We start from the raw sequence: 25,578 nt of genomic DNA, 5'->3' as shown, positions 1-25,578 counted from the left end.
TCCATTCAGGCGCGTTTCGCGATGGCGCGCGCCAGCAGCAGCACCGGCAACAGACCCACCAGCACGAGCGTCAATGCCGGCACGGCCGCCTCGGCGAGGCGTTCGTCGGCGGCCAGATGACTGGCAACGACGGCCAGCGTGTCCATGTTGAACGGCCGCAGCGCAAGCGTCGCGGGGAGCTCCTTCATCACGTCGACGAACACCAGCAGCGCGGCCGTCAACACGCTGCCGCGCAGCAGCGGTAGATGCACCCGGCGCAGCATCGCCCAGCCGCCCACGCCGAGGCTGCGGGCGCTGGCATCAAGATTTGGCGGGATGCGGGCGAAGCCAGCGTCCACGCTCTGCAGCGCCGCCGGCAGGAATCGCACGAGATAGGCATAGATCAACACGCCGCTGGTGCCGGCAAGCACCAGACCGTCGGCGCCGAACACATGGCCCAGCCACGTGTCGAGCCGGAGCACCGGCGTGAGAATGCCCAGGGCGATGACCGCGCCCGGGATCGCATAGCCCACGCCCACGAGCCGGATGGCGATGCGCGTGACGCGTCCTGGGGCCAGTCGCTGTGCGTACCCGAGCACCACGGCGAAGACGCTCGCGACGAGCGCCGCCAGCGCCGCGAGGCGCACGGTATTGAAGACCCACTCGCCGTACCGATGCCAAGGCACCTGATCGAGCTCGGCGACCGCCAACCGCAGCATGATGAGCACGGGCAGCACGAAGCCGATGATGAGCGGCAGCGCGCACGCGAGGGTTGCCAGCGCGGCGCGCGCCCCGGACAGACGCGCACGCCGCGACGTCGACGGCGCCCGGCCCGGCGCCCCGTAGAACCGGAGGCGCGTGCGGCTGCGCGCTTCCGCGATCAGCAAGACGAGGACGGCGAGCAGCAGACAGGCGGAGAGTTGCGCGGCCGCCACGCGATCGCCCATCGACAACCACGCGCGGTAGATGCCGGTCGTGAGCGTCGGCACCCCGAAGTACGCCACCGCGCCGTAGTCGGCGAGCGTCTCCATCAGCACCAGCGCCAGCCCCGCAACCAAGGCCGGTCGCGCCAGCGGCAACGCCACGCGCCAAAACCCCTGCGCAGGCGTACATCCCAACGTGCGGGCGGCTTCGAGGTACCGTTGGCTGTGCTCCAGAAAGGCCGTGCGTGCCAACAGATAGACATAAGGATAGAAGGCGCCGGCGAAGACCCAAGCGGCGCCGTACCACGAGCGAACTTCAGGGAAGCCGGCAAGACGTTCGACCGAGAGCAGCGTTCGCAACGCGCTCTGCACCGGCCCGGCGAACTGCAGGAAATCGGTATAGGCGTAAGCGGTGACGTAGGCGGGCATCGCCAGCGGCAGAATCAACGCCCACTCCAGCACGCGGCGGCCGGGGAAGGCGCAGTGCACGACCAGCCACGCACTGGCCACGCCCATCACCAGCACGCCGGCGCTCACGGCCATCGAGATGCGAAGCGAGTTGAGCAGGTACTCGGGCAGCACCGTATCGACCATATGCGCGAGCACGGCATGCGTATTCGCGTCGCCCGTGCCAAGCGCCGCCACGATGCCGAACATCGGCACGAGCACGACCAGCGCGGGAACCCATGCGACCAGCCGCCACGCCCAGGCGCCGGACAGACGCGCGGCGCGCCTGCGTCGGGCGACGGGGGGCGAACGGTCGGCCAAGACGGGATCGATGGCGGCAAAATCGGCGGCAGCGCGTGACGGGGGCGTCGATGACATCGGCAAATCGTAGTGGGTAGCGGAAATGGGACGGACGAGCGAGCGGCGGGAAAACACCCGGGCGACGGCTCACGGCCGTTGCCCCGTCGCGTCACTTCAGGGAACCGGCAGACACTTGCCGGTCTAAAGCGTTGTAAATTATACGCATTCGCGATTGCGACTCTGACGCGGACGGCCGCAGAAAGTGCCCGGCCGCCCGCGAAAATGCCGCCTCGCGGCCATTCGTGGCCATTCGTGGCCATTCGCGTCCGCTCGTTTCCATTAATCTGCTTCGTCGACGTGCTTGCGTCGACTCACGCTTATCCACGCCGATGCCCCTGCCCTACCTGCTGCTCGACCAGCTCTGTGTGAATTACGAGACTGCCGGCCACGTCCACACCGCGGTGCGCGACTTGTCGCTATCGCTGGCGCGTGGCGAGATCGGCTGCCTGCTCGGCCCGTCCGGCTGCGGCAAGACGACGGTGCTGCGCGCCGTGTGCGGCTTCGAGCCGTTGGCGGGCGGGCGCATCGTGCTCGATGGTCACGAAGTCGCCAATGCGCAGTTGAGCGAACCACCGGAGCGTCGCCACGTCGGTGTTGTGTTTCAGGACTACGCGCTGTTCCCGCATCTGGACGTTGCGCGGAACATCGGCTTCGGCATCGGGCGCATGCCGCGGGGCGAGCGTCGGGCACGGGTGGAGGGACTCGCGGAGCGCGTGGGGCTGGCGGGGGCGTTGAAGAAGTACCCTCACGAACTCTCGGGCGGTCAGCAGCAACGCGTGGCGCTTGCCCGAGCCTTGGCCCCTGCCCCGGCACTGCTGTTGCTCGACGAACCGTTCTCGAACCTCGATCTCGATCTGCGCGAGCGTCTGGCGGTCGAGGTGCGGGAGATCATCCGGGCGAGCGGCGCGACGGCGATCCTGGTCACCCACGACCAGCATGAAGCGTTCGCGATGGCCGATCGCATCGGGGTGATGCATGCGGGGGCCATCGCTCAGTGGTCGCCCGCGCGCGAGTTATGGCGCATGCCCGCCAATCGTGTGGTGGCGGATTTCATCGGACGCGGCGCCTTGATACCCGGCACCTTCCGAGGCAATGCCGACGGTGGCGGCATCTCGCTCGAACTTGGGGAACTGGCCGTCTCGCCGGTGCTGGCCGACAAGCTGCTGCGCAGCGCCGCCAAGGACACGTATCCCGTGAGCGTCGACGTTTTGCTGCGCGCAGATGACATTGCCCACGACCCGGCGAGCCCGTTCGAAGCGACGCTGGTACGGCGTGCGTTCCGCGGGGCGGATCAGATTTACACGCTTCGTCTGGCGTCGGGTCGCGAGGTGATCGCTCGCGTGGATAGTGAACTGGCCCACGAGGCGGGCGAGCGCGTGGGCGTACGCCTGACGGTCGAGCATCCGGTGGCTTTCGCGGCGAGTGTCGCCGCCGTCTGACCCTCGCGCAGCACGGCGTTCCCCGGAGGCTGGTAAAATCCGGCAAAACGGATGGGCCTATGAAACAGTACCTAGACTTCATGCGCCATGTACTTGAACATGGCACAGACAAGACCGACCGCACCGGCACGGGCACGCGCTCGGTGTTCGGCTACCAGATGCGCTTCGACCTGCAGGAAGGTTTCCCGCTCGTCACCACCAAGAAAGTGCACATCAAGTCCATCGTGCACGAACTCCTGTGGTTCCTGCAGGGCAGCACCAACGTGCGCTATCTGCAGGAAAACGGCGTGTCCATCTGGAACGAATGGGCTGATGCCGAGGGTGAACTCGGCCCTGTCTACGGCGCGCAGTGGCGCTCGTGGCCGACGCCCGATGGCGGCCATATCGACCAGATCACACAGCTCGTCGAGCAAATCCGCACGACGCCCGACTCGCGCCGTCTGATCGTGTCCGCCTGGAATGTCGGAGAGATTCCGCGCATGGCGCTGCCGCCGTGTCATGCGTTCTTCCAGTTCTATGTGGCTGACGGCAAGTTATCGTGCCAGCTCTATCAGCGCAGCGCGGATATTTTCCTGGGTGTGCCGTTCAACATCGCGAGCTACGCGATGCTCACGCACATGATGGCGCAGCAGACCGGGCTCGAAGTGGGGGATTTCGTCTGGACGGGCGGCGACTGCCATCTGTACAACAACCACCTCGAGCAGGTCCGCACGCAGCTTGCGCGCGAGCCGTTGGCGCTGCCGACGCTCGAGATCTCGCGCAGGCCCGATTCGATCTTCGATTACCGTTTCGAAGACTTCCATATCACCGGATACGAAACGCATCCGCATATCAAGGCGCCGGTGGCCGTATGACGATCCTGACGCTGGTGGTCGCCCGTGCCGAGAATGGCGTGATCGGGCGGGACAATCAATTGCCGTGGCGTCTGCCGGAAGATCTCGCTCATTTCAAGCGCGCGACGCTGGGCAAGCCGATCGTGATGGGACGCAAGACGTTCGATTCGATCGGTCGTCCGTTGCCGGGCCGCCGCAATATCGTGGTGTCACGCAATCCCGATTTGAAGATCGATGGCTGCGACGTGGCCGGGTCGCTCGTCGACGCGATGCGGCTGTGCGTGGGTGTCGAGGAAATCTGCCTGATTGGCGGGGCGCAGTTATACGCGGAGGCGCTGGCAAGCGCGGACAAGGTGATCGTCACGGAGATTGCCAAGGCGTTCGAAGGCGACGCGTATTTCCCGGATTTGCCTGCCGAACAATGGCGCGAAGCGACGCGCGAGACCCATCACTCGCCGGCGCCCAATGACTTCGACTACGCGTTCGTGACTTACGAACGGATTTGATGTGATGGGGCGCAGGTCGCACGCGGCTCACCTCGCATGACGGCGGTCATGCGCAGGGTGCACTGTGGGAAGGCGTCGCAAAACGTGCGAAGTATCTTCTCCGGATCGCAAGCGTCACCGCATGTGAAGGCGTCGAAAAATGCCCGCCCTTCCTCGGGGTAGGTATGTAACGAGACATGTGACTCTGCGAGCAGCATCAGCACCGTGACGCCCACCGGCGCGAATTGAAAGTCCATGGTTTTGACCAACGTCGCCCCCGAGCGCGCGATGCCCATCTCCAGAAGCGAGCACAGATATGGGGCGTCGTCGAGCGCTCCGGAGTCAAGTCCGTGCAGGTCAGCGAGTACATGCCTGCCGTGAAAACCGTAGGCGGCATCCCGGCCACATTGACCGTCCTCCCCCTCGTGCGGACCTGCGGGCACGTCGAGCACTCCATGAGCCCCGCCGGCCGAAGCGCGTCGCTCACTATGCATCGATCACCTCGCGCCCTCTGCTCTCCCGACGAGCAACCGATAACGCACCCACTGCGCACGCGCCGATCACCAGCAGTCCATTGCAGACCAAACCGCCAGACAGGCTGCCGATACCGACCAACAGGCCGGCCAGCAACCCCGAGAACGCTTCCCCCGCGTTGGCGAGCGTGGAGAACACGCTGAAGTGGGTGCCAATGCGCTGTGGCGGCGAATACCGTTGTATCAACGTCGCCAGTACAACGTCGACACAGGCGCCGGAAATGCCCATCGCGAAAGCGATCGATAACAGCCACGGCAATTTGTCGGTGAGCGGCATCAGCGCCAGAAAGCCACCGTAAATCGACCAGTAGCCAAGCAGTTTGATAGGACCGATGCGTCGGGGACGTCGGGCAAATACGGCAGCGCCGGCGATGGTGCCGGCGGCGATAACGCTCGCGACCAGCGCTGCGGCGCCGGTCGTTTCGCCGACCTGCATGGCCCACGCCGGAATCATCACGCGCAGCGCCGCCCCGACGAACAAGATGCAGACAGACGACATGACAATCGCACTGAACAGCGCCGGGCTGCGCGCAATGTCGCGGCATGCCACCCACCACGATGTCCACGCACGGCCTACGCGCAGCCGCCAACTGGCCACCACTGCCTCGTTCGCCTCGTCGGGTGTGGGAGCGGGCGCGAAGCGTGCACGCGCGCCGCGCGGAATGCGCCACAGGATCCAGCAGGCAACGACGTAGGTCAGCGCGTCGAACGCCACGACCCACGTCAGCGAACCGCCCCACAGGAGCAACCCCGCCAGCGCCGGCCCCGCCGCAGCGCCCACCTCCACCGATATCTGCGTCATGCCGTTGGCCGCCACGAGGTGCCGCTGCATCACGAGCCGTGGAACACTCGCCTGAAACGCCGGTTGGAAGAGCGTTCGGAACGTGGTCATGGCGCAGCCCGCCAGCGCCAGCCCCAGCGGTCCGAGTCCGTCACAGGCGATCGCGCCTGCCAAAACCGCCGTAATCGCGCCGCGAGCCACGTCGCAACCGAGCATCACGCGTCTGGCATCCATGACGTCGGCGAGTCTTCCCCCCAATGGGCCCGCAACGAAATACGGAACGAAGCGTAGGAAATAGATCCACCCGACCCACTGCAAATTGCCCTGCGTCACGGCCAACGCGAGTAGGACGAAGGCGAGTTCGTGCGCGCCGTCCCCGGTCTTGGAGATGAGATCGGCGATCAATACTCGGGTGAACAGCGGTTCCGCCCGCACAAGAGTGGTTAAAGGAGCCGTCATCGATCGTCAATGTGCAAAGCGAAGTTCGCTGATGTCCATGGATCGCTCGCCTGGCGCCAACTGCGTAACCACGAGACGATTGAGCATGGCCCGCTCGCGCGACGGCATCAGGTACACCATCATGTTCACGTACCAGTGCCAACCCAGCCGGGTCAACCGATAGCTCTCGGCAGCGTCGTCGACCAGCCCCGCTTCGATCAGACGACGCAGTCGGTCGCATACATCCTCCGGGACTTTAGACAAGTCCACGAGACGTTTTTCCACGGCACCGTGATATGGCAATCGCAAGATTAGGGGACGTGCATAGTCCAGCGCGGGCTCATGCTCACTGACGGCCGTCGGCAATTGCCCTTGCCCGAGCGTCTGATGATAGATCGCTCTCGAATGCGTGTTCGTCATGACGTGGCCGAAAACAGCGCTAATCGCATTGACGCCAAAACCCAGCAAATCGCAATCGTCATAGCCATAGACGTGCTCGTGGTACACAAAGGAGTATTCGGCACTGACAACCGTATCGGGAGAGCATCGGCCTCGGACGTAGCCATGTCCGTTATGCGGCGAAAATCCCGCATGCCTCATGAATTCGTCAGCGAGAAGACGCATCGAAAACTTGCGCGCGGCCGACGTCGGAGAATACCCCGCCTTGGCGATCTTGCGATGCAACGTCACCTGCGTCATGACGTTATCAATCGGATAGACGTCAATGTTGGTTGTGCGCATCGCGACTGCCTGCTCCAGATCGCGCAACAGCATGTCCTCATCCGTTCCGCTCATACCGTAGAGCAGGTCGAACGATTGGTGGGGAAAGCGCGACGTCAGGCACTGCGTGGCCGCGTGCACCTGATCCAATGTGGCCGTCAGGTCAAACATCTCTCGCCAATGCGGATTGAACGTCTGCAAACCGAAACGTGGATGCGTAACGCCAATGTCCTGCATGGCGCTCGCCTTCTCTTCCGTCAGACTTTTCACCTCGATTTCAAAGGAATACTCCTCGATCCGAGAAAGATCAAAGTGATGCCGAATACTTTCGCCAATACGTCGTATTTGCTCCGGCGATAACAAACTCGGCGTACCGCCACCGAAAAAGATTGCCCGCACAGGAACCGCTCGAAGATCGACCATCGCCGCCTTTAACTCGATCTCTTTGAGCAAGTCCGCGACATAATTCTCAATGACATCGGCGTTACGAAATGTCCCTCGCGTGAACGGGCAAAAACTGCAAATCGTCTCACAAAACGGAATATGAAAATACAAGGCGCGCGATGTGGCGTGCTGGCTCCCGGACTGCAATGCCTTTCGCACAGACGCGCCCTCGCGTGCAGCCCGCTGTCCGGGAAAAAAGAAGTTGTAGATCGGAAATTGCCTGTCGAACTTGAGCAACGGCGCATCCGAGAACAATTGCATGGGATCCTCAATGAAAAGCGGCCTGCCGATGAGTCGTGTGCGCGTCTCCCACATGAAGGAAGACGCGCCCGTTGGACGGGTTACCAGGCGACCGCGCGAACGTCGTCCATTTCGCCAGCGTCCGAAAAATCAAACTCGTTCAGGATCATGTCCATGCCATTACCTCGCAATGATTGAATGAATGAGAGTTACGTGAGTATTGCCAATGCACGTTGGCGTCCTTGAAGTGTGTCGACAGACGAGCCTTCAGTTCGAGGCATACGGCCAAAGAACGTGAGTTGATCGTCGGCTGCGTCACGTTCAGAGAACGCAGGGTCAGACTAAGCGCACGGCGGCACTTCGCCAATACGTAACAAATACGGTGACGGGGGTCCGACCGTCTTTCGGAAAGTGCTGACACAACCACAATAGGGAAACATCCGAATTCCTTGGCGCGTTATCGTCCGAAGGCTTCGACGGCCGCGTTGAAAAATCGAGCGCGGAAGCGGATTCGTCGATTCATCGCGATGCATGCGGCATGGGCACGCCAGCCGGTAAATCGCTCAAATGGGAGGCAAATTCACATCAACGGCCCGCGCGGCCAAGGAGAGGAGATGACATGCCAGCCGACCTACCCGCCGAACTCCAGAAATTCTTCGACGATGCTCCCGGATGTTGGGGATGCAAGGACACGAATTCGTCGTTTCTTTATGCGAATGCCGCATACGGTCGGCTGATCGGATTGCCGTCGCATCTCGATGTGATCGGCCGTTCCGACTTCGATATGCCGGGAAAGACGGTCGAATGTGCTGCAGAATTTCAGGCGCAAGACCGCGTAGTCATGGACAGTCGCTGCGCGCGGCGCATTTTTGACTGGCACCCCTACCGTGATGGAGAGTGGCAGGCACACGTATTCAGCAAGATCCCGTTGATGAACTCGGTTGGTGAAGTGGCCGGCACGATTTTTCACGGTGAGGATCTATCGCAATTTCCCAGTTTCCATTTGCTGGGGACACTGCTATCCCGCGGGCATCATGCGGGAAGTCGTAGCGAGGCAAATGCGCAGACCAGCTATGTTGTCGACACCTGCAGCACCTTCGAGCCGGCACTCAGTCCTCGTATGCGTGAGGTGCTGTTTTTTACCCTGCGGGGATGGAGCGCCAAGATGATCGCCCGAGTCCTGGCCCTATCTCCGAGAACGGTAGAGGCGCATATTGACGCCCTGCGGCAGGCATTTCAGGTTCACAATCGCTCGCAACTGATTGACGCGGCCATCGTCGCTGGACACTTCACGAGAATTCCCGCATCGCTATTCAATCGGCAGTTGTCACTGATGCTGAGTTCAGCATGACGCGCAGCGACAACGCTCATGCCGAACGCATAGGGCCGCAGGTACACGCGCTCGGTCGTGGCCTACGCGGCGTTGCGTAAAAACATAGAAAAAGCGGCGTCGTCCCTGCCCCTCAGTGAAGCTCGGGGCAAGCACGCACGCCCCTGCTCCACCGCCGGACCTCAACCGCCCAGATACGCTTCGAGCACGCGAGGATTGCCCAGCAGATTGCGTCCCGTGTCTTCGAGCACCACCTTGCCGGTCTCGAGCACGTAGCCATGTTGCGCAATCTTCAGCGCCTGACGCACGTTCTGCTCCACCAGGAAGATGGTCAGCCCCTCGGCGTTGATTTCCTTCAGGGTGCTGAAAATGCCCTGCACGATGATCGGCGCGAGCCCCATCGACGGTTCATCGAGCAGCAACAGACGCGGCCGCGCCATCAACGCACGACCAATGGCCAACATCTGCTGCTCGCCCCCCGACAAGTTCCCGGCCATCTGCTCGATACGCTCGGCCAACCGCGGGAAGCGCCCCAGCACCTTGTCCAGATCCGCCTTCACGTTCTGCTTGTCGCGACGCGTGTAAGCACCAAGCTCCAGGTTCTCGCGCACGGACATCGTCGTGAGCGTGGCGCGTCCCTCGGCCACCTGCACCAGACCGCGCTGCACGATCTTGTTCGGCGCCAGACCACCGACATCCTCGCCTTCGAAGAGAATCGTGCCCGCCTGCTTCTTGATGAGACCCGACAAGGCGAGCAGCGTCGTGGACTTGCCCGCGCCATTGGCGCCGACGAGCGAGGTGATCTCGTGCTCGCGCAACGAAAAATCGACGCCCTTCACGGCCTCGATATGCCCATAGGCCACCTTCAGGCCCTTCACTTCGAGCAGCGCGCTCATGCCTTGTCCTCCGCGCCGGCCGCGAGGGCAGCCGCATCGTCGTCATCGTCATCGCGGCCGAGATAGGCCTCGATGACCTGCGGGTTATGCTTGATCTCGTCGGGACTGCCTTCGGCGATGATGCGTCCGAAGTTCAGCACGGCGATGCGTTCGCACAAGCCCATCACAAAACGCATGTCGTGCTCGATCATGAAGATCGTGTAACCGCGCGCCTTGATGTTCTCGATCTCGCTCATGAGATCGACCTTCTCGCCCGTGTTCATGCCGGCCACCGGCTCGTCGAGCAGCAACAGCTTGGGCTCGGTCGCCAGCGCCCGGGCCAGTTCGAGCTTGCGCTGATCGCCATAAGACAGGTTGTCGGCAATGTCATGCGCCTTGTGATCGAGCTTCACCCAAGAGAGCAACTCATGCGCGCGTTCGCGCGAGCGCTTCTCCATCTCTCGATACCCCGGCAGCGAGAACAGCAGGCCCGCCGGACCATACGAGAGATGCCGGTGCATGCCGACCACCACGTTCTCGATCAGCGTCATCTCCTTGAATACGCGAATGTTCTGGAACGTGCGGGCAATGCCGCGCTGCGTAATCTTGTGCGGCTTCTGCCCCACGAGACTCTCGCCGTCGAACGTGATGCTGCCGCCCGTGGGCTGCAACAGTCCGGTGATCAGATTGAAGACGGTCGTCTTACCCGCCCCGTTCGGGCCGATCAGGCCGAAGATCGTGCCTTGCGGCACCTCGATGTTCACGTCCTGGAGAACGTGCAGACCACCGAATCGTTTGGAAATATTGGAAAGCTTGAGCATGTCGTATCCCTCGTCCGCTTACGTGGAAGAGGCCGAGCGCGTCTTGCCGGCACGGAACCAGCGGCGAAAACGCACCGGATCCCAAATGCCTTTGGGCAGGAACAGCACAATCAGCACCAGAATCAGGCCGTTGACCACCAGACGGAAGGCGTCGAACGCGCGCAGCAATTCGGGCAGCAGCGTAAGAATCGTGCTGCCGATCACCGGTCCCGCGAGCCCGTTGATACCACCGAGAATCGCCATGGTGAGAATCTCCACGCCACGGTCGAAGCCGAATTCGTTCGGTCCGATGAAGAAGGTCAGATGCGCATTGAGTGCCCCGGCCAGCCCGGCGAGCACCGCCCCCAGCACGAACGCCAGCATCTTGTAGCCCGTGACGTTGATGCCCATGAGGCCCGCCGCCGTCTCGTCTTCCTTGATGGCTTCGAAGGCACGGCCCACTTTGGAGCGGCGCAGGCGCCACAACACGGCAAGCGAGATCACCACGGCCCCCGCCACGTGCCACCACTGCGTGAGCTGAGGAATGCCGTTCAGGCCCAGCGCACCGCCGGTCAGACCCTCGGCGTTGAGCGTCAGCACGCGCACGACTTCGCCGAAGCCCAGCGTCGCCATCGCGAGGTACACGCCCGACAGACGCAGCGTCGGCTTGCCGATGATAAACGCGATGAGCGCAGGCGCCGCCATGCCACCGGCCAACGACACCGCAAACGGCGTGTCGTAGTTCATCGTGAGCAACGCCGCCGTGTACGCACCGATGCCCATGAACGCGGCATTGGCCATCGCCAGCATGCCGCACGAGAGCGTGAGGTAAATCGACAGGGCCAGCAGCGCGTTGGTGCCGAAGGTCAGCACCAGGTTGCTATAAACCGCCCAGAAATTGTTAAACCAGTCCATTGCGCCCCCGTGATTACGCTTTGCGTTCGAGCACTTTGCCGAACAACCCCTGCGGACGCACCAGCAGGATCAGGAACAACAGGCCGAACGCCACGGCGTCGCGCATGTTCGAGCCGATATATGCGACCGACAACACTTCCGCGAAGCCGAGGAAGAGGCCTCCGATCATCGCGCCGCGAATGTCGCCCATGCCGCCGAGAATGATGACCGCGATCCCCTTGTGCAGCATCGGCTGGCCCATCAGCGGGAAGACGGCGTTGGAGTAAAGCCCGATCAGCACCCCCGCCATGCCGCCCAGCCCCGCCGCGGCGAACGACGTCGCCAGGAACAGGCCCTCGACGTTGATCCCGAGCAGGTAGGCGGCCTTCGGCGACTCGGCAATGGCGCGCAGCGCGCGTCCGAGTTGCGTCCGCTTGATCGTGGTAATGAGCACGGCCATGAGCGCAAACGAGATGAAGATGATGGCGAGTTCCAGTACCGTCATGTGCACGCCGGCCACCGTCAGGGTGTCCTGCGGCACGAGTTCGTACGGGAATCGCAGGTTCTCCGCGCCGAAAATACCTTGCACACCGTTGTTGAGCAAAATGCCCACGCCAATGGTGGCAATCATCGGAATCAGGTGAGGCGCACCGCGTTTGCGCAGCGGTTTGAGCACCAGCACGTCGATGAGCAGGCCGACCAGGCCAGCCACGACGACCGCCGTGACGATAGCGGCCCACAGCGGCAGATGAAGACGCACGACGGCTTGCAGCGCCGCATAGGCGCCGACCATGAAGACCGCGCCGTGCGAGAGATTGATAACGCCGAGAATGCCGAACACGAGGGTGAACCCGAGCGCGAACAAGGCGTACACGCACCCGAGAGAGAGCGCGTTGACGAGTTGCTGTTCCAGCATGGTGTCTATTCCAGCCTGAGGGACGGGGACACGCGCCGCACGGGGGTACGGCGTGCGCCAGAAACGCCGATGGGCGTAGCGCCTTTCAGCTCTACGCCCATGCGGACTTCTTCAAGTACTGCCGGGCTGCTTACTTCTCGATGACGTACTTGGTACCCTTCGTCACGCTGACGATAGGCGCCTGTTGTGCATCGTAGCCGGCCGGCTTGCCGTTCTTGCCCATGGCCTGACGGAACGCAAACTTGCCCGTGGCGCCGTCGTGCGTGACCTTCGGCAGCGCGTCGCGCAGCGCCTTGCGGTCGGCATCCAGGTTGCCCGAGATCTTCACGTTCTTGATTGCGCCCGCCGCGATATACATCGCGTCATAGGCTTGCGCCGCGAACTGGTCCGGGGCCACGTTGTACTTCGCCTTGTAGGCGCTGATGAACTTCGTGTTGGCCGGCGTGCCGTTCTCGATCGACCACGGGCTACCCACCCACAGGCCATCCGAGCTGCCCTTGGCCAGATCGAACACCTTGACCGAGTTCATGCCGTTGCCGCCGATGAACGGCACGTTGATCCCCAATTGACGGGCCTGCACCATGATCGGCGCGCCTTCGGCGATCAGTGCCGACAGCACGATGGCGTCCGGGTTGCTCGCCTTGATCTTCGTGAGCTGTGCCTTGAAGTCCACGTCACCCTTGGCGAACGTCTCGGTCGTCGTGACCGGAATCTTCAGATCGGCCAGCGCCTTCTTGAAGTTGTCGTAGCCGCTCTTGGTGAACACGTCGTCGTTGCCGTAAAGCACCGCGACTTTCTTGATGCCCGTGTGCTTGGTCGCGACCTTGATGGTCTCGGGCAGCACGTCGGCTTCCGTCACGGAGTTGCGGAAGATGTAGTCACCGATGGACGTAATACCGTCAGCCGTATTCGACGTGCCGAACGCCACGGTCTTGGCCGCTTGCGCGATCGGATCGGCCGCCTGCGCCGAGTTCGACAACGTCGGGCCGAAAACCATCAGCACCTTGTCCTGGAAGATCAGCTTCTTGAAGACGTTGATCGCCTCTTCTTTCTTGCCCTGCTCGTCTTCGACCTGCAGTACGAGCTTGTTGCCGTTGATGCCGCCGGCGGCGTTGATTTCGTCCGCCGCAAGCTGGAAACCGTTCTTGATGGCGGCGCCATATTGCGCCGCACCGCCCGACAGTGCCTCGGCCACGCCGATCTTCAGATCGGCTGCGTGGGCCGCAGCCACCATCCCGGTAGCGACAAGCGCGCTCAGCAACTTGGTCATGGTGCTTTTCATGAGTCTTCTTCCTCCAATTCCTGGTCTCTAGTTATGAGAAGGCGCGCCTTGTGAGCGCGCCCATTACCCTAACTACCGCGTCTGTTCTTAAGCCACGGCTTAAGAAAACCCCTAAGCATAACGCAAACTACCTGTACCGGACACGGCAAATGGGGTTTTGCCCCGTTGCGGCGCACAAATGCAACGCGATTATGGCGTCGCAACGGCGATTCGCAGCATCAATGACCGGCGATGGTCATTTGTTCAATCAGGATTGACCCGACCTCCTTGGTACCGCGCACGAGCGCATCGGCCCCAATCGCGACGATCTGGCGGAACATGTCGTTCAGGTTGCCGGCCAGCGTGATCTCCTCGACCGGATACTGAATTTCGCCGTTCTCCACCCAGAAGCCCGAGGCGCCGCGCGAATAGTCGCCCGTGACATAGTTCACGCCCTGCCCCATCAGTTCGGTCACGAGCAGGCCGGTGCCAAGCTTGCGCAGCATCGCGCGGAAGTCGTCCGTCGGCACCGTGAGCTTGCTGTACATGCGCAGGTTGTGCGAGCCGCCCGCGTTGCCGGTCGTCTGCATGCCGAGCTTTCGGGCCGAATAAGTCGACAGGAAGTAGCCCTGCACCACGCCATCGCTCACAACGTCTCGGGCGCGCGTTCTCACGCCTTCTTCGTCGTACGGGGCGCTGCCCATGGCGCGCGGCACGTGCGGATCTTCGTAAATGCCGACATGATCGGCAAACACCGGCTTGCCGAGGGTGTCAACGAGGAACGTGGCCTTGCGATACAGCGCGCCACCGCTCACGCCCTGCACGAAGGCCCCCAGCAGGCCGGCCGCGAGCGGCGCCTCGAACAGCACCGCGCACTTGCGCGTAGACAGCTTGCGCGCATGCAGGCGGGCCAGCGCGCGATCGGCGGCGTATCGGCCGACTGCCTCGGGCGAGGCCAGGTCTTCGGCAGCGCGCTTGGACGAATACCAATCGTCGCGCTGCATATGGCGACCCGATCCGGCAATCGGCGAGACCGACAGGTAATGGCGCGAATACGGATATCCCGACAGGAAGCCGCGGGTCGTCCCCAGCATGAATTGCGAGTGCTGGGCCGACACGCCGGCGCCTTCGGAATTCCGGATGAGCGGGCTCACCTCGAACGCCGCCGTCTCGGCGCGACGCGCCAGCTCGACCGCGTCGTCGGCCGAAATGCGCCACGGGTGAAACAACGACAGGTCCTGCGGATGCGTTTCCAGCAGTTCGGACTCGGCAAGCCCGGCGCAGTCGTCTTCGGCCGTAAAGCGGGCAATGTTATAGGCGGCATCGACCGTGTCGTGCAGCGCCTTGCGCGAGAAGTCGGACGTGCTGGCGTTGCCGCGGCGCTGGCCGATGAATACCGTCACGCCCACCAGCTTGTCGCGGTTGCGCTCGATGGTCTCGACCTTGCCGCGCCGCACCGAGACCGACAGGCCGTCGCCCTCGGAGATCTCGGCCGCGGCATCGGTGGCGCCGAGCGAACGGGCGTACTGCAGCACGTCGCTGACGATTTCCTTGAGTTGATCCTGGGTATGCGTGAAATGCTGGGTCGCTTGGGACATCGGCGCGATTCGGTCAGTGGCTGAATAGGAACCGCCATCTTAGCGCGACTTCCCCGCCGTCGTGCGTCGGCACGGCAACTATTTGGACGCCGCCCGCCGCGCTACAATAGCGACCATGACGCACATTCAACGCTTTAACCAAATCGCCCACGCCGACGTTGCCGACGAAGGTCCGAGTAAATCCCAACGCAAGCGCGAATCGCATGCCTTGCAGGATCTTGGCGAAGAACTGGTCAACCTGGCCAAGGACGCGCTCGCCCGCGTGCCGATGCCCGAGAACCTCGAACGGGCCGTCAAAGACTGCCGCAAGATCACCGCACACGAAGGCCGCCGCCGTCAGATGCAGTATGTGGGCAAGCAAATGCGCACGCTGCACGCGTCGGAAGTCGAAGCGATTCGCCGCGCCCTCGACGTCATCAACGGTGTATCGAAGGCGGAAACGGCCAAGCTGCACGCGCTCGAGCGCTGGCGCGAGCGCCTGCTGGCCAAGGACGAGGCGCTCACCGAGCTGCTCGCCCAGCACCCGCAAGCCGATGCCCAGCAACTGCGCACGCTGATTCGCAACGCCCGCCGGGAGCAGGCCGCGCAAAAGCCGCCCAAGGCCTTCCGCGAGCTATTCCAGGCGCTCAAGGACCTGCTGGGCACCGCAACGTCCCGCGCCGAAACTTCAGACGACGCCGAGAACGAACTGCCAGAATTCCCAACCCGCGAGGAAGAGTGATGGTCGCCCGCTCCCATCCGGATGAACTTCGCGTAGGCCTCGTCTCGATTAGCGATCGGGCGAGCCAGGGTACGTATGACGATCAGGGCATTCCGGCGCTCCAGGCCTGGCTTGGCGCCGCGCTCCGGTCCCCCTGGGTGGCCGAAACTCGCCTGATTCCGGATGACGCCGACGGCATTACCGCCACGCTGATCGACCTGGTCGACACGATGCAGTGCGATCTGGTGCTCACGACCGGCGGCACGGGCCCCGCACGGCGCGACGTTACGCCGGAGGCGACATTGCGGGCGGGCACGAAGGAGATGCCCGGCTTCGGAGAGCAGATGCGTCAAATCAGCCTGCGCTTTGTGCCGACGGCCATCCTGTCGCGTCAGGTCGCGGTGATCCGCGAGACGGCAGCGCGTGCCGCGCTCATCATCAACCTGCCCGGGCAACCCAAGTCGATCAAGGAAACGCTCGAAGGGCTGCGCGACACGGACGGCGCGTCGATCGTGCCCGGCATTTTTGCCGCCGTCCCGTATTGCATCGACCTGATCGGCGGACCTTACATCGAGACCGACGAGGCCGTGTGCAAGGCCTTCCGCCCCAAGAGCGCCATTCGCGCGCCGAAACCCGCCTGATGGCCTGACGACAGGACGTTCGAGCCATTGGGTTCGAACGTCCAAAGCAAAACGCCAGCGATGTGGCTGGCGTTGTGATGGGTCTCTGGCGAAGATCAGGCCGGCGTGGCCATGGGCGCCTCGGGGGCACCGGGCACGACCGTCTTCAGGAAATGCTCTCGGTAGTACACCAGTTCGTCGATCGACTCGTGAATGTCGGCCATCGCCGTGTGGGCGGCGCGCTTGGTGAAGCCCTTGTAGACCGTGGGCTCCCAACGACGGCAAAGCTCCTTGAGCGTACTGACGTCCAGGTTCCGGTAGTGAAAGAACGCCTCGAGCCTGGGCATGTAACGCGCCATGAAACGGCGATCCTGACAGATCGAATTACCGCACATCGGCGACTTGTTGGGCGGCACGTACTGCGAGAGAAACTCGATCAGTTGCACTTCGGCAGACGCCTCGTCGAACGTCGATGCCTTCACGCGTTCGATCAGCCCCGAGCGCCCATGTGTCGACTTGTTCCAGTCGTCCATCCCGTCGAGCACGGCGTCCGATTGATGGATTGCGAACACCGGCCCCTCGATGCGGCGCGTCAGCGCGGAATCGGTGACGACTACCGCCACCTCGATGATTCGGTCGCTATCGGGCTGAAGGCCGGTCATTTCCATATCGAGCCAGACCAGATTGAACTCGGCGCGCGCAAGCGTCGTCTCGGCATCGGCAGACGTGGGATGTTGGGCTGGAATGACAGACATGGTCGGAAGACTCTGGAAAACGCGTCGGTAGGCGACCGGCAAGGGCGCCCCGCCGGTCGAAAGAACTTATAATTCTCGCATACTTCGGATTCTCCTTAAGCGCATGCTCACTTACCTCTTCGTGATCTTCCTGCTGGCGACGGTCATGACCAAGCTTTGGCTGGCCGCTCGCCAGATCCGCCATGTGGTCACCCATCGGGCCGCCGTTCCCGAGCGATTTGCCGACACGATCACGCTGACCGACCATCAGCGGGCCGCCGATTACACGGTCGCCCGCACCCGTCTGGGCATGGCCGAGATCTTTGCCCAGGCGGTGCTGCTCGTCGCTTTCACGCTGCTCGGCGGGCTGAACCTGCTGCATATCGGCGTGACCGAGTGGCTCGGCGAAGGCTATCTGGGCCAGATCGCATTGATCGCCGCCGTGCTGTTGATTTCAGGCATCGTCGATCTGCCCTTCACTTATGTGCGGCAGTTCGTGATCGAACAGCGTTTCGGCTTCAACCGCATGTCGCTCGGGCTGTTCATCGCCGATATGATCAAGGCCACCGCCATCGGCGTCTTGCTCGGACTGCCGTTGCTGTTCGCCGTGCTGTGGCTCATGGAGCGCGCAGGACCGTTGTGGTGGCTGTACACGTGGGTGGTCTGGGTCGGCTTCAATCTGTTCGTGCAGTTCATCTTCCCGCACGTCATCGCACCGATGTTCAACAAGTTCGAACCGCTCTCTGACGTGTCGCTGGCGCAGCGCATCGAGGGGCTGATGCAGCGCTGCGGCTTCGCGGCGCGCGGTTTGTTCGTGATGGACGGCTCGAAGCGTTCGGCACACGGCAATGCCTATTTCAGCGGCTTCGGCCGCACCAAACGCATCGTGTTTTTCGATACGCTCATCGACCGGCTCTCGCCCGCCGAAATCGAAGCCGTGCTGGCCCACGAGCTGGGGCACTTCAAGCGTCGCCACATCACGAAGCGCCTGATCGTCGCCTTCGTGCTGTCACTGGCATTCCTTGCCCTGCTCGGTTGGCTGATCGGCCGCACATGGTTTTACACCGACCTCGGGGTAATGCCGTCGCTGACCGGAAGCAACAACGCGCTGGCGCTGGTGCTGTTCTTCCTCGTGCTGCCTGTGTTCGGCTTTTTCGCCAGCCCGCTCAGCAGCCTGACGTCGCGCAAGCACGAGTTCGAAGCCGATGCCTTTGCCGCCAGCCAGACGCAAGCCAGCGATCTGGTCAACGCCCTCGTCAAGCTTTACCAGGACAATGCGTCGACGCTCACGCCCGACCCCGTCTACACCGCGTTCTACTATTCGCATCCGCCCGCATCCCAGCGCATCGACCGTTTGCTGGGGCACGCATGAAGCGCAGCCTCAGGGGAAAAGCCGCGCCGGCCGAAACCACCGCGCTGGACCGGCGTCACGGCCGAGTCACGGCGGCGCACGGCCGTCACTATGTCGTGGAAGCCGACGATGGCGAAACGGTGCTGTGCTTTCCGCGCGGCAAGAAGAGCGAAATTGCGGTCGGCGACGAAGTGGCCTGGGCGCGCACCGGCGATCAGGGCGTGATTGAAGAGATCCTGCCGCGCCGCAACCTGCTCTACCGTTCAGACCAGTTCAAGAGCAAGCTCTTCGCCGCCAACATCGACCAGTTGGTCATCATGTTGGGCACCGAGCCGTACTTCAGCGAGGATTTGCTGGGTCGAGCACTGGTCGCCTCGGAAGCCAACGCACTGCGGCCGCTGATCGTACTCAACAAGACCGATGTCGCCGACGCCTTGCCGGCGGCGCGCGAGCGCTTGGCGCCGTATCGCGCACTGGGCTACGACGTGCTGGAGCTGTCCGTGCGGGCGGATCCGGAAGGGGCGAAGGCGCTGCTGCTGCCTCGCCTGGCACATCAAGCGTCGTTGCTGCTCGGGCAGTCGGGCATGGGCAAATCGAGCCTCGTGAACCTGCTCGTCCCCGATGCCGATGCCGCAACGCGCGAGATCTCCACGGTATTGAACTCGGGCAAGCACACGACGACCTTCACGCGAATCTTTCACCTGCCCGAAGGCGGACTGCTCATCGATTCGCCGGGTTTCCAGGAATTCGGTCTGCACCACCTCAAGGAAGGGGCACTGGAGCGCGCGTTCCCCGAGTTCCGTGCACGGCTCACCGGGTGCCGGTTCTACAATTGCCATCACCTGAAAGAGCCCGGTTGCGCCATTCTCGCGGCCGTGTCCGACGGAAGCATCTCGCAACAGCGCCATATGCTCTATGCCCAGCTCGTTCACGAGTCGGAGCAACAGATTCCCTACTGACGCATCAGTCAGCGGCGAAGCGATCCATGCGAATCGACCATAAAAAAACCCGCTTCCGCGGGTTTTTTATCGGTTCTCGCTTGAACCTCAGCCCAACCACACGGCGAGGGTCAGCAGCAGCAACAGGAGCATCCAAAGTAAAACCGCGCGCCAGACCAGACCGACGGCCGCCTGAAGCGTGCGTGGTGTGCATTCGCTGCCGACAGGCAGGACTGCGTCGTCGCCTTGATTCAGCGCATCGACGCTCGAGACTTCCGCCAGCGGGCCGGTCAATCGTGCGCCGAGGGCGCCGCTACCCGCGGCCAGCAGAATGCCTTCATTCTCGTTCGGCCACTGCTTCGCATAGTGGCGCCACGCGTAAATGGCGTCTTCAAAGTTGCCGACAATGGCGAAACCGATGGCCGTCAAACGAGCCGGCACCCAATCGATGACATAGAAAACCTTGCGCGCGAAGGCACCGAACGCCGGGCTGCGATCCGGCACGGGCTCCGTCCAGCGACGCGACAGATATTCGGCAAGACGGTACAGGACCGCGCCCGCCGGACCCACAGGCATCAGGAACCAGAAGAACACACCGAAAACGTGGCGATGCGAGGCAATGACCGCGTGCAACAGGGTGTGACGCACAATCTCGTCCACCGGCATGTCGACCGTGTCGATGCCAATCCACTGATGCAGGATTTCTCGTGCCTCGTTCACGTTATCGTTGTTCAGCGCAACGTGAATGTCCGTGAAGTAATGACTGAACTGCCGGAATCCCATCGTCAGGTAGACGATGAGCACGTTCCACGCGAAGCCCAGGAAAATGTTGACCCGCATGAGCAGGTAGTAGACGACGCCGACGGCCAACACAAACGGCAGCACCACGACCAGCCACGCAAGCACGCCATGACGGGGAAGCCCGGCATCGAACGATTGCGAAGTATGGGTCGCGTGGGAGCGAATCAGGTTGTAGATCGGGTTTTGCGTGGAGAGGGCACGCATCTGCTCGAGGATCAGCGCGAGGAGTACCGAAAAGAATGTCATGCGTGCGTTCAGATCACCAGACGGAATGGTGTAACGATAGCACAGCTTCTCGCAAATGCCCGCCCCAGGCGCCTGCACGACGCACTCACTTCACACTATAGGCAGACAACTCGCGAAAACGATCGGTCTCTCGCGTCAGGCCCGCAGGAGTTGATAGAAATTACGTAGCATGCCGGCCGTTGCGCCCCAAATGAAGTATTCACCTCCCGCGGGCTTCGGATAGGGCATCGCGTAAAACCGGCGTTCGCCCACCTGATAGTGGAAGACGCGGATCTGATGATGTGCAGGGTCCATCAGGAAATCCAGCGGCACCTCGAAAATCTCGTCGACTTCACCGGCATCGGCGATGAGATCGAACGGCGGCTTGACCAGACCCACGATCGGCGCAACACGAAAGCCGGTTCCGGTGACGTAGTCGGGCAGGCATCCGATCACTTCCACCACGTCTGAATCGAGACCAATTTCTTCGCGCGACTCACGCAAGGCCGTGGCAATTGGCGACAGATCATCGGGCTCGCGGCTGCCGCCAGGAAAACTCACTTGCCCGGCATGCGCGCTCAGATGTTGGGTTCGCTGCGTCAGCAGCACAGTCGTGCCATGCGCGCGCATCACCAAGGGCACGAGCACGGCCGCCGCGCGCGGCGTAAATTGCGCAGGCGGCGCAAGTTCGATCGCACCCGCCTCCGGTGTCCAGATCGGCGGACACGCGAGGCGGTCGCGCAACGCTGCGGGCGTTAGCCGCTCCGCCGGCACCGCAGGCTCCCCCTCGCCCGTCGAGACGATGGGTAACGCTTCAGGATGCAGGATCAGAGGTGGCGCCACGTCAACCTTTGCTGGATGGATAACTTCGCTATTTTAGCGAGGAAGCTCTGAACACGTACACGCAAACAAAATGCCAATGGCACGGCAATTCGTGGTGTTCGATGTCGACGGCACGCCGCAACATCGGCATCGATGAAAGGCAGCACAACGAAAAAAGCACCCCGAAGGGTGCTTTTCCATACGGCTTTGGCTGCGCCCGGCAACGAGGTCGCCAGGCGTAGCGGTGTCCGACTTACTGGGCAGCAGCGGTCTTGCTCTTGAACGAGAGCTTTTCCTTGATACGTGCCGACTTGCCCGAACGCTCACGCAGGTAGTACAGCTTGGCGCGACGAACGTCACCACGACGCTTGACTTCGATGCTGGCGATCAGCGGCGAGTACGTCTGGAACGTACGCTCAACGCCTTCACCCGACGAAATCTTGCGGACGATGAACGCCGAATTCAGGCCACGGTTACGCTTGGCGATGACGACGCCTTCGTATGCCTGAACGCGCTTGCGCGTACCTTCAACCACGTTCACGTTGACGATCACGGTGTCGCCCGGGGCGAATTCGGGAATCGTCTTGTTCGCGGTCAGACGCGCGATTTCTTCCTGCTCGATCTTGGCGATCAGATTCATTTACCACTCCTTGTGCCATCGTATCGGCGTTATATACCGGCATGCCGGCCCCGACAGAGGATGGGTGCAAACCGAATGCCGTCCCCATGACGACACCCGCTGCCTACTTGGCCGACGTATCGACCCGCAGGCTTGCCAGCCATGCCTCATCGGCACGGCTGAGCAATCCGTTGGCGCGTGCGCTCTCGATCAGATCGGGGCGTTTGCGCCAGGTATTGGTCAACGCCTCGCGGCGTCGCCATTTTTCAATCTCTGCATGATGCCCGCCCAGCAGCACGTCGGGCACGCGCACCCCTTCGTACTCTTCGGGTCGCGTGTAGTGCGGACAATCGAGCAGGCCATTGACGAAACTGTCCTGCTCGGCCGACTGCTCGTCGTTCAGTGCCCCCGGCAGCAGCCGGATAAGCGAATCCATCAAGGCCATGGCGGGCAACTCCCCGCCCGACAGCACGAAATCGCCAACGCTGACCTCTTCGTCCACGACGCGATCGATCAAACGCTGATCGATGGCTTCGTAGCGCCCGCAGAGCAGAATCAATCCCCGCTCCTGTTCGCGCAGTTCCACGACACGGCGATGCGTCAGTGGCTTGCCTTGCGGCGACATCAACAACACCCGGCCGCGCGGTACGCCGGCTTTCGCCTGCGCAGCCTTTGCTGCCTCGATGGCGTCGTCGAGCGGCTTGGCGAGCATGACCATGCCCGGGCCGCCGCCGTACGGTCGATCATCGATCGTGCGGTAGCTGTTATGCGTGAAATCGCGAGGATTCCAAAACCGCAGACCGTAGCGCGACTGCTTGAGCGCCCGGCTGGTGACGCCCCAGTCGGTCAGTGCCCGAAACATCTCGGGAAAGAGCGTGACGACGTCAAACTGCATCAAACCGGTTCCGTCCAGAGGTGCCCGGACACCACAGCGGCCGGGCGATCAATCGGTATCTCAGTAGTCGAGACCCCAGTCGACCACAATGCGCCCCGCCTCGATATCGACGGATTGCACATATTTGGCGACGAACGGGATCAGACGCTCAGCGGTCTTCGCCGACTTGTCGTCGACGGCAGGCGCCTCGTAAGCGACACGCAACACGGTGTGCACGCCGTTGTCGAGCAACCCGACGACCTTGCCAAGCGATTCGTCCTGCAGATTCGTTACCTGGGCGCCAATGAGGTCCACCCAGTAAAACTCGTCTTCACCGGCGCTCGGAAACGCACTGCGCGGCACCCAGACCTGAAGGCCCTTGAGCGCCTCGGCAGCCGACCGGTTTTCGCTGCCGCGCAATTGCGCGACCACGGTACCGGAATGCCCTCGACTGTGCAGCACATTGGCCTTGGTGTAGGCCGACTCACCGGGACGACGAAAATACCAACAATCGGCGGACAAGAGCCCTTCGCCCTCGCCCGTATGCGGCTGCACCTTGATCCAGCCACGAATCCCGTAGGCGTCGCCAATGTAACCCAGCTCGACGAGATCGTCGGGCACTTCGGTCACCGAGGCGAGCACCTGCTCGGCACGCATGCCGGCGGCGCGGCGCGCCTCAGCACCGATTTTCAGCGGTACCCGCTCACGTGCGGGTCGAGCGGTACGAACCATGCCAATCCAACGTTGTGACGAACACACGGCGATGACCGCTCCAGATCGCTCGGGAGCAGGCACCGCCGTTCAATTCTCATGCCATCGGCAAACCGACGGCAATGCTGATAGCTTGACTAGCCGAAGCGCTTAGGCGGCAGCCTTGGCGCCTTGCTTGATCAGACGAGCCACGGTCGGCGACAGTTGTGCGCCAACACCTTGCCAGTAGGTCAGACGGTCTTGAGCAATACGCAGACCTTCCGTGCCTTCGGCAGCGACCGGGTTGTAGAAGCCAATACGCTCGATGAAGCGACCATCGCGACGGTTACGCGAGTCGGTTGCAACGATGTTGTAAAACGGGCGCTTCTTCGCGCCGCCGCGAGCCAGGCGGATAACGACCATAATAAATCCTTGTGAATCCAGAAGTGTTCGGACAGAAAACGCGACATTATAGCGCAAAACCCTCGTCAAAACAAACACTTCCCCGGACACCGGCGGCGCCCCGCCAAGCCGTGCCCGGATTGGGGGACAAGACGGCCGCGTCGGCTCCGGCAGGCACTGGTCTACAATGCACGCATCCTGTGCGTGAAACGAGTCCAGCATGCAACGATTTCCCGGTGGATGGCAACGCCTCGCTCGGCCGCAATGGTCAGTGCGGGTCGCTGCGCGAGTCATCCATCTCGTGAAGCATATTCGTCAGGTCGGTCTGTTTTTCGGCGCCGTGCTGGCGCTGATCCCGCTCCTCGCCACGGCGCGCGACGCGCTTCCCATCGAACGTCTCGTCCTGCCGCCCGGCTTTCACGTGGAAGTCCTCTCCGACCGGGTGCCCGGCGCTCGCGGCATGACGCTTGGCCCCAAAGGCACCTTGTTCGTCGGCAGCCGCGCACAAGGCGTCGTCTATGCCATCACACTCGATCCGTCGCGCGCCTATGCGGCCAGGGTCCAGACCGTCGCCTCCGGGCTGAACATGCCCGTCGGCGTGGCATTGCGCAACCGCGCACTCTATATCTCGGCCGTCTCGCGCATCGTCAAACTCGACAATATCGAAAGCCGGCTCGACAATCCCGGCAAACCGATCGTCGTCTACGACAAGCTTCCTGGCGAAAGTCACCACGGCTGGCGGTACATCGCATTCGGCCCCGATCAGCGCCTGTATGTCGGCGTGGGCGCACCGTGCAATGTCTGCAAGCGCGACGGCGACCGTTTCGCGATGATCGGCAGCATGAAGCCTGACGGCACCGACTGGCAGGTCGTCGCGCGTGGCGTGCGCAACACCGTAGGCTTCGACTGGCAACCCAGGACACGCGCGCTCTGGTTCACCGACAACGGTCGCGATCAGCTAGGCGACGACGTGCCGGACGACGAGCTGAACCGTCTCACACGCTTCGGCGAACACTTTGGATTTCCTTACTGCCATGCCGGCGACATCGCGGATCCTGAATACGGGCGAGAGAAACGCTGCGCGGACTTCACGCCCCCCGTGGCAAAGCTAGGCGCCCATGTGGCCGCCCTCGGCGTGCGCTTTTACACCGGCAAGCAGTTCCCCAAGGACTATCGTGGCAGTCTGTTCATCGCAGAGCACGGCTCCTGGAACCGGAGCCGCAAGGTCGGCTACCGGGTCGTACGCGTCGTGCTCGACGCCAAGGGCAACGTCGCCAGGCAGGAAATCTTCGCGCAAGGCTGGCTGGGCGACGACGAGTCGGTCTGGGGCCGCCCTGTCGACCTCCTTACGTTACCAGACGGTTCACTGCTGATCAGTGACGATGAGGCCGGCGCGATCTACCGCATTACTTATCGGAAACCGTGAGGCGGCCGCATGACGACGACCGACATCGACTCGGGAATCGCACGGCAATGACGATGCGAGGAACTGCACTGACCGCCATC

Annotated in this window: 26 protein-coding genes; 9 read left to right on the top strand and 17 right to left on the bottom strand. The window is 62.6% G+C overall.

Features of this window, described 5'->3' with window-relative positions; all coding sequences use genetic code 11:
• Positions 1-5: 5 nt before the first annotated feature.
• Complete coding sequence (locus tag PSO31014_RS09335; protein WP_150551375.1) at positions 6-1,727, bottom strand: ABC transporter permease; 1,722 nt, start codon at positions 1,725-1,727, stop codon at positions 6-8.
• 311 nt (positions 1,728-2,038) lie between these two features.
• On the opposite strand from PSO31014_RS09335, the gene PSO31014_RS09330 reads away from it, so the two are divergent.
• Genes PSO31014_RS09330 through PSO31014_RS09320 form a run of 3 tightly spaced genes read left to right on the top strand, consistent with a single transcriptional unit; the run spans position 2,039 to position 4,487 of the window.
• Positions 2,039-3,148, top strand: a complete 1,110-nt coding sequence (locus PSO31014_RS09330) for an ABC transporter ATP-binding protein (RefSeq protein WP_150551374.1) — start codon at positions 2,039-2,041, stop codon at positions 3,146-3,148.
• Positions 3,149-3,207: 59 nt separating this feature from the next.
• Positions 3,208-4,002, top strand: a complete 795-nt coding sequence (locus PSO31014_RS09325) for a thymidylate synthase (RefSeq protein ID WP_150551373.1) — start codon at positions 3,208-3,210, stop codon at positions 4,000-4,002.
• Entirely contained in the window at positions 3,999-4,487 is a 489-nt protein-coding gene (locus tag PSO31014_RS09320; protein WP_150551372.1) for a dihydrofolate reductase, read from the top strand. Before PSO31014_RS09325 ends, PSO31014_RS09320 begins: the two co-directional genes overlap by 4 nt.
• Here PSO31014_RS09320 and speD read toward each other — a convergent pair.
• Genes speD through PSO31014_RS09305 form a run of 3 tightly spaced genes read right to left on the bottom strand, consistent with a single transcriptional unit; the run spans position 4,472 to position 7,643 of the window.
• Complete coding sequence (gene speD, locus PSO31014_RS09315; RefSeq protein ID WP_174976460.1) at positions 4,472-4,909, bottom strand: adenosylmethionine decarboxylase; 438 nt, start codon at positions 4,907-4,909, stop codon at positions 4,472-4,474. The genes PSO31014_RS09320 and speD overlap by 16 nt on opposite strands.
• A gap of 43 nt (positions 4,910-4,952) precedes the next feature.
• The gene (locus PSO31014_RS09310; RefSeq protein ID WP_150551370.1) at positions 4,953-6,239 is read right to left on the bottom strand and encodes an MFS transporter; all 1,287 of its coding nucleotides are present in this window, start codon (positions 6,237-6,239) and stop codon (positions 4,953-4,955) included.
• A gap of 6 nt (positions 6,240-6,245) precedes the next feature.
• A complete protein-coding gene (locus PSO31014_RS09305) occupies positions 6,246-7,643 on the bottom strand; it encodes a coproporphyrinogen-III oxidase family protein (RefSeq protein WP_150551369.1) in 1,398 nt (465 codons plus the stop codon).
• Between the two features lie 598 nt (positions 7,644-8,241).
• Between PSO31014_RS09305 and PSO31014_RS09300 the strand changes: the two genes are divergently transcribed.
• On the top strand, positions 8,242-8,973 hold the full coding sequence (locus PSO31014_RS09300) for a helix-turn-helix transcriptional regulator (RefSeq protein WP_174976459.1): 732 nt from the start codon (positions 8,242-8,244) through the stop codon (positions 8,971-8,973).
• Positions 8,974-9,134: 161 nt separating this feature from the next.
• Here PSO31014_RS09300 and PSO31014_RS09295 read toward each other — a convergent pair whose 3' ends face one another.
• The 6 genes from PSO31014_RS09295 to pmbA all read right to left on the bottom strand — a co-directional run bounded on the left by PSO31014_RS09295 (position 9,135) and on the right by pmbA (position 15,296).
• Positions 9,135-9,848, bottom strand: a complete 714-nt coding sequence (locus PSO31014_RS09295; RefSeq protein ID WP_017234881.1) for an ABC transporter ATP-binding protein — start codon at positions 9,846-9,848, stop codon at positions 9,135-9,137.
• Positions 9,845-10,648 (bottom strand): ABC transporter ATP-binding protein, encoded by an 804-nt coding sequence (locus tag PSO31014_RS09290; RefSeq protein ID WP_017234880.1) that lies wholly within the window; start codon positions 10,646-10,648, stop codon positions 9,845-9,847. The genes PSO31014_RS09295 and PSO31014_RS09290 overlap by 4 nt, the downstream gene beginning before the upstream one ends.
• Before the next feature lie 18 nt (positions 10,649-10,666).
• Positions 10,667-11,542 (bottom strand): branched-chain amino acid ABC transporter permease, encoded by an 876-nt coding sequence (locus tag PSO31014_RS09285; RefSeq protein ID WP_150551367.1) that lies wholly within the window; start codon positions 11,540-11,542, stop codon positions 10,667-10,669.
• Between the two features lie 13 nt (positions 11,543-11,555).
• Positions 11,556-12,437: a branched-chain amino acid ABC transporter permease gene (locus PSO31014_RS09280; RefSeq protein WP_150551366.1), complete on the bottom strand. Its 882-nt coding sequence runs from the start codon at positions 12,435-12,437 to the stop codon at positions 11,556-11,558.
• Positions 12,438-12,567: 130 nt separating this feature from the next.
• Entirely contained in the window at positions 12,568-13,719 is a 1,152-nt protein-coding gene (locus tag PSO31014_RS09275) for an ABC transporter substrate-binding protein (RefSeq protein WP_150551365.1), read from the bottom strand.
• 218 nt (positions 13,720-13,937) lie between these two features.
• Positions 13,938-15,296, bottom strand: a complete 1,359-nt coding sequence (gene pmbA, locus PSO31014_RS09270) for a metalloprotease PmbA (RefSeq protein ID WP_150551364.1) — start codon at positions 15,294-15,296, stop codon at positions 13,938-13,940.
• Between the two features lie 115 nt (positions 15,297-15,411).
• Between pmbA and yjgA the strand changes: the two genes are divergently transcribed.
• Positions 15,412-16,017: a ribosome biogenesis factor YjgA gene (gene yjgA / locus PSO31014_RS09265; RefSeq protein WP_150551363.1), complete on the top strand. Its 606-nt coding sequence runs from the start codon at positions 15,412-15,414 to the stop codon at positions 16,015-16,017.
• A complete protein-coding gene (gene mog / locus PSO31014_RS09260) occupies positions 16,017-16,637 on the top strand; it encodes a molybdopterin adenylyltransferase (protein WP_150551362.1) in 621 nt (206 codons plus the stop codon). The genes yjgA and mog overlap by 1 nt, the downstream gene beginning before the upstream one ends.
• Positions 16,638-16,732: 95 nt before the next feature.
• Here mog and orn read toward each other — a convergent pair whose 3' ends face one another.
• Positions 16,733-17,371 carry an oligoribonuclease gene (gene orn, locus PSO31014_RS09255; protein ID WP_150551361.1) on the bottom strand — a complete coding sequence of 213 codons (639 nt, stop codon included), beginning with the start codon at positions 17,369-17,371 and terminating at the stop codon, positions 16,733-16,735.
• Positions 17,372-17,474: 103 nt separating this feature from the next.
• Between orn and PSO31014_RS09250 the strand changes: the two genes are divergently transcribed.
• Entirely contained in the window at positions 17,475-18,722 is a 1,248-nt protein-coding gene (locus tag PSO31014_RS09250) for a M48 family metallopeptidase (protein ID WP_150551360.1), read from the top strand.
• Positions 18,719-19,660: a ribosome small subunit-dependent GTPase A gene (gene rsgA, locus PSO31014_RS09245; RefSeq protein WP_174976458.1), complete on the top strand. Its 942-nt coding sequence runs from the start codon at positions 18,719-18,721 to the stop codon at positions 19,658-19,660. Before PSO31014_RS09250 ends, rsgA begins: the two co-directional genes overlap by 4 nt.
• A gap of 87 nt (positions 19,661-19,747) precedes the next feature.
• Here rsgA and PSO31014_RS09240 read toward each other — a convergent pair whose 3' ends face one another.
• The 6 genes from PSO31014_RS09240 to rpsP form a co-directional block, all read right to left on the bottom strand.
• A complete protein-coding gene (locus PSO31014_RS09240; RefSeq protein WP_150551359.1) occupies positions 19,748-20,686 on the bottom strand; it encodes a CobD/CbiB family protein in 939 nt (312 codons plus the stop codon).
• A gap of 135 nt (positions 20,687-20,821) precedes the next feature.
• The gene (locus PSO31014_RS09235; protein ID WP_246176564.1) at positions 20,822-21,508 is read right to left on the bottom strand and encodes a CoA pyrophosphatase; all 687 of its coding nucleotides are present in this window, start codon (positions 21,506-21,508) and stop codon (positions 20,822-20,824) included.
• A gap of 232 nt (positions 21,509-21,740) precedes the next feature.
• A complete protein-coding gene (rplS, locus tag PSO31014_RS09230) occupies positions 21,741-22,127 on the bottom strand; it encodes a 50S ribosomal protein L19 (RefSeq protein WP_130025501.1) in 387 nt (128 codons plus the stop codon).
• A gap of 103 nt (positions 22,128-22,230) precedes the next feature.
• Positions 22,231-23,001 carry a tRNA (guanosine(37)-N1)-methyltransferase TrmD gene (gene trmD, locus PSO31014_RS09225; RefSeq protein ID WP_150551358.1) on the bottom strand — a complete coding sequence of 257 codons (771 nt, stop codon included), beginning with the start codon at positions 22,999-23,001 and terminating at the stop codon, positions 22,231-22,233.
• A gap of 60 nt (positions 23,002-23,061) precedes the next feature.
• Positions 23,062-23,712, bottom strand: coding sequence for a ribosome maturation factor RimM (rimM, locus tag PSO31014_RS09220; RefSeq protein WP_246176563.1), 651 nt, complete (start codon positions 23,710-23,712; stop codon positions 23,062-23,064).
• Between the two features lie 129 nt (positions 23,713-23,841).
• A complete protein-coding gene (rpsP, locus tag PSO31014_RS09215; RefSeq protein WP_017234865.1) occupies positions 23,842-24,093 on the bottom strand; it encodes a 30S ribosomal protein S16 in 252 nt (83 codons plus the stop codon).
• A gap of 199 nt (positions 24,094-24,292) precedes the next feature.
• On the opposite strand from rpsP, the gene PSO31014_RS09210 reads away from it, so the two are divergent.
• On the top strand, positions 24,293-25,498 hold the full coding sequence (locus PSO31014_RS09210; protein WP_246176562.1) for a PQQ-dependent sugar dehydrogenase: 1,206 nt from the start codon (positions 24,293-24,295) through the stop codon (positions 25,496-25,498).
• Positions 25,499-25,578: the final 80 nt, after the last annotated feature.

It is taken from the genome of Pandoraea soli, assembly GCF_902459595.1.
GTDB lineage: Bacteria > Pseudomonadota > Gammaproteobacteria > Burkholderiales > Burkholderiaceae > Pandoraea > Pandoraea cepalis.
Note: the sequence above shows the minus strand (reverse complement) of the source record. Positions and strands in the feature narration are given on the sequence as shown.

Bases quoted from the DNA above. Each gene is read 5' to 3' on its own strand.
- PSO31014_RS09335 (WP_150551375.1), bottom strand. From the start codon at position 1,727: ATGTCATCGACGCCCCCGTCACGCGCTGCCGCCGATTTTGCCGCCATC.
- PSO31014_RS09330 (WP_150551374.1), top strand. From the start codon at position 2,039: ATGCCCCTGCCCTACCTGCTGCTCGACCAGCTCTGTGTGAATTACGAG.
- PSO31014_RS09325 (WP_150551373.1), top strand. From the start codon at position 3,208: ATGAAACAGTACCTAGACTTCATGCGCCATGTACTTGAACATGGCACA.
- PSO31014_RS09320 (WP_150551372.1), top strand. From the start codon at position 3,999: ATGACGATCCTGACGCTGGTGGTCGCCCGTGCCGAGAATGGCGTGATC.
- PSO31014_RS09310 (WP_150551370.1), bottom strand. From the start codon at position 6,239: ATGACGGCTCCTTTAACCACTCTTGTGCGGGCGGAACCGCTGTTCACC.
- PSO31014_RS09305 (WP_150551369.1), bottom strand. From the start codon at position 7,643: ATGCAATTGTTCTCGGATGCGCCGTTGCTCAAGTTCGACAGGCAATTT.
- PSO31014_RS09300 (WP_174976459.1), top strand. From the start codon at position 8,242: ATGCCAGCCGACCTACCCGCCGAACTCCAGAAATTCTTCGACGATGCT.
- PSO31014_RS09295 (WP_017234881.1), bottom strand. From the start codon at position 9,848: ATGAGCGCGCTGCTCGAAGTGAAGGGCCTGAAGGTGGCCTATGGGCAT.
- PSO31014_RS09290 (WP_017234880.1), bottom strand. From the start codon at position 10,648: ATGCTCAAGCTTTCCAATATTTCCAAACGATTCGGTGGTCTGCACGTT.
- PSO31014_RS09285 (WP_150551367.1), bottom strand. From the start codon at position 11,542: ATGGACTGGTTTAACAATTTCTGGGCGGTTTATAGCAACCTGGTGCTG.
- PSO31014_RS09280 (WP_150551366.1), bottom strand. From the start codon at position 12,437: ATGCTGGAACAGCAACTCGTCAACGCGCTCTCTCTCGGGTGCGTGTAC.
- PSO31014_RS09275 (WP_150551365.1), bottom strand. From the start codon at position 13,719: ATGAAAAGCACCATGACCAAGTTGCTGAGCGCGCTTGTCGCTACCGGG.
- pmbA (WP_150551364.1), bottom strand. From the start codon at position 15,296: ATGTCCCAAGCGACCCAGCATTTCACGCATACCCAGGATCAACTCAAG.
- yjgA (WP_150551363.1), top strand. From the start codon at position 15,412: ATGACGCACATTCAACGCTTTAACCAAATCGCCCACGCCGACGTTGCC.
- mog (WP_150551362.1), top strand. From the start codon at position 16,017: ATGGTCGCCCGCTCCCATCCGGATGAACTTCGCGTAGGCCTCGTCTCG.
- orn (WP_150551361.1), bottom strand. From the start codon at position 17,371: ATGTCTGTCATTCCAGCCCAACATCCCACGTCTGCCGATGCCGAGACG.
- PSO31014_RS09250 (WP_150551360.1), top strand. From the start codon at position 17,475: ATGCTCACTTACCTCTTCGTGATCTTCCTGCTGGCGACGGTCATGACC.
- rsgA (WP_174976458.1), top strand. From the start codon at position 18,719: ATGAAGCGCAGCCTCAGGGGAAAAGCCGCGCCGGCCGAAACCACCGCG.
- PSO31014_RS09240 (WP_150551359.1), bottom strand. From the start codon at position 20,686: ATGACATTCTTTTCGGTACTCCTCGCGCTGATCCTCGAGCAGATGCGT.
- rplS (WP_130025501.1), bottom strand. From the start codon at position 22,127: ATGAATCTGATCGCCAAGATCGAGCAGGAAGAAATCGCGCGTCTGACC.
- trmD (WP_150551358.1), bottom strand. From the start codon at position 23,001: ATGCAGTTTGACGTCGTCACGCTCTTTCCCGAGATGTTTCGGGCACTG.
- rimM (WP_246176563.1), bottom strand. From the start codon at position 23,712: ATGGTTCGTACCGCTCGACCCGCACGTGAGCGGGTACCGCTGAAAATC.
- rpsP (WP_017234865.1), bottom strand. From the start codon at position 24,093: ATGGTCGTTATCCGCCTGGCTCGCGGCGGCGCGAAGAAGCGCCCGTTT.
- PSO31014_RS09210 (WP_246176562.1), top strand. From the start codon at position 24,293: ATGCAACGATTTCCCGGTGGATGGCAACGCCTCGCTCGGCCGCAATGG.